The organism is Pseudomonas sp. UBA6315, from assembly GCF_002438125.1.
GTDB lineage: Bacteria > Pseudomonadota > Gammaproteobacteria > Pseudomonadales > Pseudomonadaceae > Aquipseudomonas > Aquipseudomonas faucium.
Map to the genome: position 1 here is coordinate 1 of NZ_DJTF01000151.1, position 10,795 is coordinate 10,795.

At 63.6% G+C, this 10,795-nt stretch carries 8 protein-coding genes; 6 read left to right on the forward strand and 2 right to left on the reverse strand.

The genetic code is table 11. The annotated features are described in order from the left end of the window. Nucleotides 1–40: 40 nt before the first annotated feature. The gene (locus B3E94_RS17880) at nt 41–1,483 is read right to left on the reverse strand and encodes a SulP family inorganic anion transporter (protein ID WP_286914512.1); all 1,443 of its coding nucleotides are present in this window, start codon (nt 1,481–1,483) and stop codon (nt 41–43) included. A gap of 130 nt (nt 1,484–1,613) precedes the next feature. Then, nucleotides 1,614–4,298 (reverse strand): magnesium-translocating P-type ATPase, encoded by a 2,685-nt coding sequence (mgtA, locus tag B3E94_RS17885; RefSeq protein ID WP_286914513.1) that lies wholly within the window; start codon nt 4,296–4,298, stop codon nt 1,614–1,616. A gap of 244 nt (nt 4,299–4,542) precedes the next feature. Here mgtA and B3E94_RS17890 point away from each other — a divergent pair, with 244 nt between their 5' ends. From B3E94_RS17890 to B3E94_RS17915, 6 genes are all read left to right on the forward strand, one after another. After that, complete coding sequence (locus tag B3E94_RS17890) at nt 4,543–5,307, forward strand: secretin N-terminal domain-containing protein (protein WP_236236946.1); 765 nt, start codon at nt 4,543–4,545, stop codon at nt 5,305–5,307. A 494-nt stretch (nt 5,308–5,801) separates the two neighbouring features. Then, a complete protein-coding gene (gene aceA, locus B3E94_RS17895) occupies nt 5,802–7,127 on the forward strand; it encodes an isocitrate lyase (protein WP_176512818.1) in 1,326 nt (441 codons plus the stop codon). Between the two features lie 209 nt (nt 7,128–7,336). Next, nucleotides 7,337–7,999, forward strand: coding sequence for a lysoplasmalogenase (locus B3E94_RS17900; RefSeq protein ID WP_286914515.1), 663 nt, complete (start codon nt 7,337–7,339; stop codon nt 7,997–7,999). A 381-nt stretch (nt 8,000–8,380) separates the two neighbouring features. Beyond that, the gene (locus B3E94_RS17905) at nt 8,381–8,794 is read left to right on the forward strand and encodes an NADH-quinone oxidoreductase subunit A (protein WP_003251427.1); all 414 of its coding nucleotides are present in this window, start codon (nt 8,381–8,383) and stop codon (nt 8,792–8,794) included. Nucleotides 8,795–8,803: 9 nt separating this feature from the next. Further along, nucleotides 8,804–9,481 carry a NuoB/complex I 20 kDa subunit family protein gene (locus tag B3E94_RS17910; RefSeq protein WP_003251429.1) on the forward strand — a complete coding sequence of 226 codons (678 nt, stop codon included), beginning with the start codon at nt 8,804–8,806 and terminating at the stop codon, nt 9,479–9,481. Between the two features lie 80 nt (nt 9,482–9,561). Next, on the forward strand, nt 9,562–10,795 hold a 1,234-nt coding region (locus B3E94_RS17915; RefSeq protein ID WP_286914516.1), incomplete at its 3' end, for an NADH-quinone oxidoreductase subunit C.

Consider the following 10,795-nt stretch of genomic DNA (forward strand, 5'->3'; position numbering starts at 1 on the left):
GCAAGGCCGCTCCCACAAAGACTGCGCCTGCGGCCGATACTCAGTGCTGCTCGCCAGCCCGCTTCAGCAGCTTCTTGCAGCGCTCCGACAGGTGCACCACGCGCAAATGCTTGCCCGCCTTGGCATAGCGCTCGCGCAAGGTCTGCAAGGCGGCGATCGCCGAATAGTCGACGAAGCTCAGGTGCTTGCAGTCCAGGGTCACCTTGGCCGGGTCGCTCGCGGCATCGAACTGGTTGAGAAACGCCGTGGTCGAGGCGAAGAACAGCGTGCCGTGCACCTGGTAGTGCTTGCTGCCCTCGGCATCTTCATGGCTTTCGGCATACAGCTCCCGCGCATGCTGCCAGGCGAAGTTGATCGCGGCGATGACGATGCCGAACAGCACCGCCGTGGCCAGGTCGGTGAACACCGTGACCACGGTCACCGCAATGATCGCCAGCACATCGCTCACCGGCACCTTGTGCAGCACCCGCAAGGACGCCCAGGCGAACGTCTGCTGGGCCACCACGAACATCACCCCCACCAGCGCCGCCAGCGGAATACGCTCGATCAACGGCGAGAGGAACAGCACGAACAGCAGGATCATCACCCCAGCGACCACGCCTGACAGCCGGCCACGGCCGTTGGAGCTGAGGTTGATCACGGTCTGCCCGATCATCGCGCAGCCGCCCATGCCGCCGCACAGGCCCGAGACCATGTTGGCCGCGCCCAGGGCCACGCACTCGCGGTCCGGGTAGCCGCGGCTCTCGGTGATTTCGTCGGTGAGGTTGAGGGTCAGCAGGGTTTCCAGCAGCCCGACCATGGCCATCAGCACCGCGTAGGGCGCGATGATCTTCAGGGTTTGCAGGTTCCAGGGCACCTCCGGCAGGGCCAGCGCCGGCAGGCCACCGGCGATGTGCGCCATGTCGCCGAGGGTGCGCGTGGGCAAGCCGAGCAGGTACACCAGCACGCCGACCCCAAGGATCGCCACCAGCGCCGGCGGCACCGCACGGGTGAGCTTGGGCAGCAGGTAGACCACCAGCATGGTCAGCGCCACCAGGCCGATCATCAGGTACAACGGCGCACCGCTGAGCCACTGCTCGCCCTGCTTGAAGTGCTCCAACTGGGCCAGGGCGATGACGATCGCCAGGCCGTTGACGAAGCCGAGCATCACCGGGTACGGCACCAGGCGCACCAGCTTGCCCAGGCGCAGCAACCCGAACAGGATCATCACCACGCCGCCCAGCAGCACCGTGGCCAGCAGGTACTGCGCGCCGTGCTGCACCACCAGGGCGACGATGACCACCGCCATCGAGCCCGCGGCGCCGGAAATCATCCCCGGCCGGCCGCCGAACAGGGCCGTCAGGGTGCAGATGATGAAGGCGCCATACAGGCCCATCAGCGGGTTGAGGTGGGCGACCAGGGCGAAGGCGATGCACTCGGGCACCAGGGCAAAAGACGTGGTCAGGCCGGCGAGCACGTCGGCACGAAGTCGAGCGGGTTTCATGGGAGTCCTGTGGTGGCGCCCACCCCCGAGCCAGGCATCTTCGCGGTAGATACCAGGGCCGAGGGCGGGCAAGAAACGAGGCGGCCGATGTTACGGAATTTGTCCGGCAGCAGCCACCTCGCCTTCTATCTCAGAACCACTGGCCAAAACGGCGGATGTACAGGGCCTTGATGGTCTGTGCCAGCACGCAGTAGCCCAGCAGGGTCGCGGCCAGCCAAGGGAAATAGGCCAGCGGCAGCGGCACCAGGCCGATCATCGCCCCCAGGGGCGAGAACGGGATGTAGATGCCCAGGCACATCACCAGGCCCGTGGCCAGGATCACCGGCAGCGCCGCGGTGCTCTGCACGAACGGCACCTTGCGGGTGCGCAGCATGTGCACCACCAAGGTCTGCGACAGCAGCCCCTCGACGAACCAGCCAGACTGGAACAGCGCCTGCATCTGCACGCTATTGGCGGCGAACACGTACCACATCACGGCGAACGTGGTGATATCGAACACCGACGAAGTCGGCCCGACCCAGCGCATGAAGCGGCCGATGTTGCGTGCATCCCATTGCCGTGGCTTGCGCAGGAAGTCCTGGTCCATGCGGTCCCACGGCAGCGCCAGCTGCGAGGCGTCATACAGCAGGTTCTGCAGCAGCAGCTGGATCGCCAGCATCGGCAGGAACGGCAGGAAGGCGCTGGCCACCAGGACCGAGAACACGTTGCCGAAGTTGGAGCTGGCCGTCATGCACAGGTACTTCATGATATTGCCAAAGGTTTCACGCCCTACCCGCACGCCATCGCCCAGCACCAGCAGGCTCTTGTCCAGCAGGATGATGTCGGCCGACTCCTTGGCGATGTCGGTGGCGCTGTCGACCGAAATTCCGACGTCGGCATCGCGCAGGGCCGGGGCATCGTTGATACCGTCGCCAAGAAAGCCGACGGTATGGCCATTGCCCTGCAGGGCCTTGAGCACACGCGACTTCTGCAGCGGGGTGAGCCGGGCGAACACCGTGCGCCGCTCGACCTGCTCTGCCAGCTGCGGGTCATCCATGCCGTCGATGTCCTGGCCCAGCAGCGGTTCGCCGGGCGCCAGGCCCACTTCACGGCAGACCTTGCAGCACACCTGGGCGCTGTCGCCGGTCAGCACCTTGACGGTCACCCCTTGCTCGGCCAGGGCGGCAATGGACGGGCCGGCGCTGTCCTTGGGCGGGTCGAGGAAGGTCAGGAAGCCGCGAATCACCAGGTCGCGCTCATCCTCGGCGGCGTACTGCAGCTTGCCGTGATCGGCGCCCAGGGCACGGGTGCCGAGCAACAGCACGCGCAGGCCCTGCTCGTTCAGGGCCTCGGCCAAGGCCTGCAGCTGCGCCCGGCGCGGGCCGTCGAGCACGGCCTGCACAGCGCCTTGCTGAACATGGCTGGCGATGGCGAGCATTTCCTCCACGGCGCCCTTGCTGACCAGCAGCCGCTCGCCCAGGGCATCCTTGACCACCACCGACAGGCGCCGGCGAATGAAGTCGAAGGGCAGTTCATCGACCTTGGCATAGGCGAACGGTGCCTGGAACCCAGGCGCCTCGGCAGCGCAGCGCAGCACGGCCTGGTCCATCAGGTTCTTCACCCCGCTCTGGTGGTGGCTGTTGAGCCAGGCCAGCTCCAGCAGCTGCGGGTCGGGGATGCCGCTGGGCGCCAGGCACTGCTCGAGGGTGATGCGGTCCTGGGTCAGGGTGCCGGTCTTGTCGGTGCACAGCACGTCCATCGAGCCGAAGTTCTGGATGGCGTTCAGGCGTTTCACCACCACCCGCCGCCGGGCCATGGCCACCGCGCCCTTGGCCAGGTTGGCGCTGACGATCATCGGCAGCATTTCCGGGGTCAGCCCCACCGCCACTGCCAGGGCGAACAGGAAGGCATCGCTCCAGTCGTGCTTGACCAGGCCGTTGAGCAGGAACACCACCGGCACCATCACCAGCATGAAGCGGATCAACAGCCGGCTGACGCTGTTCACCCCACGGTCGAAGGCGGTCTGGCTGCGCGAACCGGCGATGGCCTTGGCCAGGGTGCCGAAATAGGTGCGCCGGCCGGTGGCCAGCACCACCGCACGGGCATGCCCGCTGACCACGCTGGTGCCCATGAAGCAGACGTTGGCGGTTTCCAGCAGGTGCCCTTCACCGCCGGCGCTGTCGCTGACCGACTTGTGCACCACGTGCCCGAGGGTGTCGTACTTTTCCACGGGCAGCGCTTCGCCGGTGAGCACGGCCTGGCTGATGAACAGGTCACGCGATTCGATCAGGCGCACATCGGCGGGGATCATGTCGCCCGCGTGCAGCTGCACGATGTCGCCGACCACAAGCTCGGCCATCGGCACCTCGCGCAGGCGCGGCACCTGCCCCTGCTCCTGGCTGCGCGACACCGTGGCGGTGGTCCGCACCATGGCCTTGAGGGCTTCGGCCGCCTGGCTCGAACGGTACTCCTGGTAGAAGCGCAGCAGGCTGCTGAGGCTGACCATGACCAGGATGATCAGCACCTTGGTCAAGTCGGCATCGTCCGCGTTGCCGGCGCGGATTGGCAGCCAGTAGTCGGTGACGAAGCTGAGCGCGGCAAGGGTCAGCAGCACGTAGATGAAGGGGTTGTGCAGCGCGCCGAGCAATTGCCTGAAGGGCGTTTGCGGGGCGCCATGCAGCACTTCGTTGGCGCCGTCGCGCAGCAGGCGGCTGGCGGCTTCGGCCTCGCTCAGGCCGTGCGGGTTGGCGCCGAGGTTTTCCAGGGTAGCGGCCAAGCCATCGGCGGCTTCGCGGGCCAATGGGCCCGAACGGGTGTTGCGGTCTTTGACGGTCATGGTCTGTGCTCCTGCCGTGGGAGGCAATGCGAAGCACGGACGCAGCACCGGCTAGCCAGTACGCGCGGGCACCTCGGATCGCAGTGTGAGACTTCGTCGGTCTGGCATGGGTGGGTTCACTTGCGTGGGTTGGAAACCCAAGCGTAGCGCGGCCAAGGGCGCACAGGGTGAAGCTGAAAAAGGTTTCATCATCGGCGCCGCAGTTGTGATCCAGACACGGCAAGAAGCCGGCAAATTTGCCATCATGTTGATTCCACCCGCGGAGACCATGGACATGCCGCTACGCCACCTTTTCGCTTCCCTGCTGCTGGCCACTAGCCTGGCGGCCCAGGCAGCCACCGAAGTGCTGCCGCTGCAGCACCGCAGCAGCGCCGAACTGCTGCCCGCCGCCCAGTCCTTCATCGGCAAGGACGGCAGCGTCAGCGCCTTCGAGAACAAGCTGATCGTCAACGCCAGCCCCGAGCGCATCGACGATTTGCGCACCCTGTTGCAGCAGCTGGACACCGCACCCAAGCGCCTGTTGATCAGCGTCGACAACAACGACAGCAACTTCCAGGACGCGCGTGGCAATGGCCGCGTGATCCGCTACGGCACCAGCAACCGCGAGGGCGGGCTGCAGCAGGTGCAGGCCAGCGAAGGCCAGCCGGCGCTGATCCAGGTGGGCCAGAGCATCCCGATCACCAGCACCAGCACCGACGGCTATGGGCGCATCCAGAGCGACACCGAATACCGCAATGTGACCCAGGGTTTCTACGTCACGCCTAGTGTCAGCGGCGATACGGTTCGTCTGCAAATAAGCACCAATAATGATCGAATCAGCCAGGAACGTGCCGATGTAGTGAAAGTGCAGAGCACCGACACGACGCTCACCGGCAAGCTCGGCGAATGGATCACCCTGGCAGGCTACAACCAGCAGTCCCAAGCGGACCGCAACCTGTCAAGCCGCACATACAGCACCCAGCGCGGTGAAAACATGACTTTGCGTGTCAAAGTCGACCTTCTCGACTGATCCCAGGCAAATCAAGGCCTCGACCCAAGGCCTTGAAACAGACTGGCAAGTCGCATCCGAGCGAAAATGTAGTAAGTGAAAAAAAGCACTACAAAACATTTGACAGGTACTTTTTCCCAAGGGCATGATGGCCTCGCTCCCGCTAATCAGGGGCCCTGGCAAGGGCCTTCGAGGCGTACTCCCAGCACCCCGGGAGGCACCTCGTGTCTATACGGCCCACAAGGCGGTTCGACGGGATTGCGACTGCAACGAAGAAGTTGTCCCGAGGGACGGAAGCGCATCACCGCAGTACTGGCAATCGCGTAGCACCGCAGCAAGGCAACCACGAGCCGACCTGCAGGCGCACACCTTCGCCCGGCCTGCACCTCCTTCCCCCTTCGAGCCTTCGCGTTCGCCGCCGCACTCCCCCGGACAGGACAGCCGCCACACCCCCTGATTCGCTTCGTGAGCATCAGCACAATTACCCCAAGATCGATGCGACGAGGTTTATTTCCATGGCACTGACACGCGAACAGCAAATTGCAGCCCTCGAGAAAGACTGGGCCGAAAACCCGCGCTGGAAAGGCGTGACCCGTACCTACACCGCCGCTGATGTCGTTCGCCTGCGTGGCTCCCTGCAGCCGGAGCACACCCTGGCCCGCCAGGGCGCAGAAAAACTGTGGAAGCTGGTCACCCAAGGTGCCCACCCGTCCTTCCGCCCAGAAAAAGATTTCGTCAACTGCATGGGCGCCCTGACCGGCGGCCAGGCAGTGCAGCAGGTCAAGGCCGGCATCCAGGCCATCTACCTGTCCGGCTGGCAGGTTGCCGCCGACAACAACTCGGCCGAGTCGATGTACCCCGACCAGTCGCTGTACCCGGTCGACTCGGTACCGACCGTGGTCAAGCGCATCAACAACTCGTTCCGCCGCGCCGACCAGATCCAGTGGAAAGCGGGCAAGAACCCGGGCGACGAAGGCTACATCGACTACTTCGCACCGATCGTGGCTGACGCCGAAGCCGGCTTCGGCGGCGTGCTGAACGCCTACGAGCTGATGAAGAACATGATCGAAGCAGGCGCCGCCGGCGTACACTTCGAAGACCAGCTGGCCTCGGTGAAAAAATGCGGCCACATGGGCGGCAAGGTCCTGGTACCGACCCAGGAAGCCGTACAGAAGCTGGTTGCAGCGCGCCTGGCCGCTGACGTTTCGGGTGTGCCGACCATCATCCTGGCCCGTACCGACGCCAACGCCGCCGACCTGCTGACCAGCGACTGCGACCCTTACGACCAGCCGTTCGTGATTGGCGAGCGTACCCGTGAAGGCTTCTACAAGGTGCGTGCCGGCCTCGACCAGGCCATCGCTCGTGGCCTGGCCTACGCCCCGTATGCCGACCTGATCTGGTGCGAAACCGCCAAGCCGGACCTGGACGAAGCCCGTCGCTTCGCCGAAGCGATCAAGAAGGAGTACCCGGACCAGATCCTGTCGTACAACTGCTCGCCTTCGTTCAACTGGAAGAAGAACCTGGACGACGCCACCATCGCCAAGTTCCAGCGCGAACTGTCGGCCATGGGCTACAAGCACCAGTTCATCACCCTGGCCGGTATCCACAACATGTGGCACGGCATGTTCAACCTGGCGCACGACTACGCCCGCAACGACATGACCGCCTACGTGAAGCTGCAGGAACAAGAGTTCGCCGACGCCAGCAAGGGCTACACCTTCGTGGCTCACCAGCAGGAAGTCGGTACCGGCTACTTCGACGACATGACCACCGTGATTCAGGGTGGCGCTTCGTCGGTGACTGCACTGACCGGTTCGACCGAGGAAGAGCAGTTCCACTGATAGCAGTGGCTTGCTGAAAGAGGCCCGGGATTCGAGAGGATCCTGGGCCTTCTTTTTTGCTGCACTGGCCCCATCGCCGGCAAGCCGGCTCCCACAGCAATCTCCAATGCCAACGCGTTCGGTGTGGGAGCCGGCTTGCCGGCGATAGGGCCAGAGCAGAACCCAGGATCCGGACTATGCTTGTGGCAGCCCAGCAGCAAGGTCCGCCCATGCCCCGCCCAAGCCACTTGCTCATCATCGCTGCCGCAGCCGCCGCCCTCTATATATATGCACTGGCCACCGGCAACGCCCTGCTCGGCCTCTTGGCCAAGCCCATTCCGGTACTGGCCCTGATCGCCTGGATGCTCGGCGCGCCCGCCACCGCCTATCGGCGCTGGATCACCCTGGGCCTGGGCTTTTCAGTGCTTGGCGACATTCTGCTGGCCGTGCCCGGTGACCTGTTCGTGTTTGGCCTGGCCGCCTTCCTCTGTGCACACCTGGCCTACCTGCGGGCGTATTGCAGCAAGACCCTGCGCCCGGCAATGCCGGCACTGATATTGAGCGGGGTCACCGGCATCGCCCTGCTCGGCGTGCTGGCCAGCCACGGCCTCGGCCCGCTGCTGATCCCGGTGGCGCTGTACGCACTGGCCATCAGCGCCATGCTCTGGCGTGCCCTGGCCTGTGGAGGCGTCGCCGCGCTGGGCGCCTGCCTGTTCGTGTTCTCCGACAGCCTGATCGGCATCGACCGCTTCGTCAGCCCGTTCGCCGCCGCGCCCTACCTGATCATCCTCGCCTACTGGCTGGGCCAATGGGCGATTGCTTCGTCGGCCCAGCACGGCTTATCCGGCAAAGTATTGACCCAGAGCGGTGCGGGCGGTGTCGGAAACTGCTAGAACAAGAGTCTTTCGCATTTGCAAGTAGGGGGCTGACGGCAAATGAACTTGCAAGACTCAGCACAACCAAAGTTTCAAGGATCAGGTTAAACGATATTAATTATCATTACCAAGTTAGCACTTCGTTACACCGGGCAAGAAACATAATTAACAAAACCGTGCGCAATGCCCGAATTTCAAGGCTTTCAGCCAGTTAGGAGGGATTTTTATTCTTAATGCTACGAATAAATTTGCGACAGAAATTTTACTTGCACCGGGTTTACCCATAAAATCAGCGCGATTGATTCAGTTGCGACATTTGGTCACTGCACCTGCGACACCACGTCGCCGCTCTACTTATTTCAGACTGCAGAGCTGGGTCTCTGTATAAGGATCTCTAGCATGTCCGATTCGGCAGGACTCATCGCCCACAACTGGGGCTTTGCCATCTTCCTTTTGGGTGTCGTCGGCCTGTGTGCCTTCATGCTCGGCCTGTCCAGCCTGCTCGGTAGCAAGGCCTGGGGCCGCGCCAAGAACGAACCCTTCGAATCCGGCATGCTGCCCGTCGGCAGCGCTCGCCTGCGCCTGTCCGCCAAATTCTATCTGGTCGCGATGCTGTTCGTGATCTTCGATATCGAAGCCCTCTTTCTCTTTGCATGGTCTGTGTCCGTCCGCGAAAGCGGCTGGACCGGATTCGTCGAAGCACTCGTTTTCATAGCAATTCTGTTGGCAGGTCTTGTCTACCTATGGCGCGTCGGGGCACTTGATTGGGCTCCCGAAGGTCGTCGCAAGCGGCAAGCGAAGCTGAAACAATGAGGCTTTGGCATGCAATACAATCTCACCAGAATCGATCCGGATGCGCCCAACGAGCAGTACCCGGTCGGTGAACGGGAAACCGTCACCGATCAACTGCTAGAGGACCAGGTCCACAAGAACATCTTCATGGGCAAACTTGAAGATGTGCTGCGTGGCGCGGTCAACTGGGGTCGCAAGAACTCCCTCTGGCCGTACAACTTCGGCCTGTCCTGCTGCTACGTGGAAATGACCACGGCCTTCACGGCGCCCCACGACATCGCCCGCTTCGGCGCCGAAGTCATCCGGGCATCGCCGCGTCAGGCCGACTTCATGGTCATCGCCGGTACCTGCTTCGTGAAGATGGCGCCGATCATCCAGCGCCTGTACGAGCAGATGCTCGAGCCCAAGTGGGTCATCTCCATGGGTTCGTGCGCCAACTCCGGCGGCATGTACGACATCTACTCGGTCGTTCAGGGGGTCGACAAGTTCCTCCCCGTGGACGTCTATGTGCCCGGCTGCCCGCCGCGCCCTGAGGCTTTCCTGCAAGGCTTGATGCTGCTGCAGGAGTCGATCGGCCAAGAACGACGCCCGCTTTCCTGGGTTGTTGGTGATCAAGGCATTTACCGTGCCGAGATGCCAGCCCAGAAAGACCTGCGTCGTGAGCAGCGCATCGCCGTAACCAACCTGCGCAGCCCCGACGAAGTCTGATCCAGCGACCTGCCGCCCGCTCCTATTGGGAGCCGGCGGCCTGGCTTCATTCTTAACGTTGACCCAAAGCGACCGAGACCATGACAGCGGACAACGCTATTTTCATTCCGCCCTACAAGGCTGACGACCAGGATGTGGTCGTCGAACTGAACAACCGTTTTGGCGCCGAAGCATTCGTCGCCCAGGAAACCCGCACCGGCATGCCCGTGCTGTGGGTCAAGCGCGCCCAGCTCAAAGAGGTGCTCAGCTTCCTGCGCGGTGTCGCCAAGCCCTACAGCATGCTGTACGACCTGCACGGCGTCGACGAGCGCCTGCGCACCCAGCGCCGTGGCCTGCCGGCCGCCGACTTCAGCGTGTTCTACCACCTGCTGTCGATCGAACGTAACAGCGACGTGATGATCAAGGTGTCGCTCAGCGAAGGCGACCTGAACCTGCCCACCGTGACCGGTATCTGGCCCAACGCCAACTGGTACGAGCGCGAAGTCTGGGACATGTTCGGCATCGACTTTGCCGGCCACCCGCACCTGAGCCGCATCATGATGCCGCCGACCTGGGAAGGTCACCCGCTGCGCAAGGACTACCCGGCCCGCGCCACCGAGTTCGACCCCTACAGCCTGACCCTGGCCAAGCAGCAGCTTGAAGAGGAATCGGCACGCTTCAACCCCGAAGCCTGGGGCATGAAGCGCCAGGGCGCCAACGAGGACTACATGTTCCTCAACCTCGGCCCCAACCACCCTTCGGCCCACGGCGCCTTCCGTATCGTCCTGCAGCTGGACGGCGAAGAGATCGTCGACTGCGTCCCGGACATCGGCTACCACCACCGTGGCGCCGAGAAGATGGCCGAGCGCCAGTCCTGGCACAGCTTCATCCCCTACACCGACCGCATCGACTACCTCGGCGGGGTGATGAACAACCTGCCTTACGTGCTCGCCGTCGAGAAGCTGGCGGGCATCAAGGTGCCGCAGAAGGTCGACGTGATCCGCATCATGCTGGCCGAGTTCTTCCGCATCACCAGCCACCTGCTGTTCCTGGGTACCTACATCCAGGACGTCGGCGCCATGACCCCGGTGTTCTTCACCTTCACCGACCGCCAGCGCGCCTACACCGTGATCGAAGCGATTACCGGTTTCCGCCTGCACCCGGCCTGGTACCGCATCGGTGGCGTCGCCCACGACCTGCCGCGCGGCTGGGACAAGCTGGTCAAGGACTTCGTCGAATGGCTGCCCAAGCGCCTCGACGAATACACCAAGGCTGCCCTGCAGAACAGCATCCTCAAGGGCCGTACCATCGGCGTTGCCGCGTACAACACCAAGG

Coding starts and splice junctions, on each gene's coding strand:
- aceA (WP_176512818.1), top strand. CDS start 5,802: ATGGCACTGACACGCGAACAGCAAATTGCAGCCCTCGAGAAAGACTGG.
- B3E94_RS17880 (WP_286914512.1), bottom strand. CDS start 1,483: ATGAAACCCGCTCGACTTCGTGCCGACGTGCTCGCCGGCCTGACCACG.
- B3E94_RS17910 (WP_003251429.1), top strand. CDS start 8,804: ATGCAATACAATCTCACCAGAATCGATCCGGATGCGCCCAACGAGCAG.
- mgtA (WP_286914513.1), bottom strand. CDS start 4,298: ATGACCGTCAAAGACCGCAACACCCGTTCGGGCCCATTGGCCCGCGAA.
- B3E94_RS17900 (WP_286914515.1), top strand. CDS start 7,337: ATGCCCCGCCCAAGCCACTTGCTCATCATCGCTGCCGCAGCCGCCGCC.
- B3E94_RS17905 (WP_003251427.1), top strand. CDS start 8,381: ATGTCCGATTCGGCAGGACTCATCGCCCACAACTGGGGCTTTGCCATC.
- B3E94_RS17890 (WP_236236946.1), top strand. CDS start 4,543: ATGTTGATTCCACCCGCGGAGACCATGGACATGCCGCTACGCCACCTT.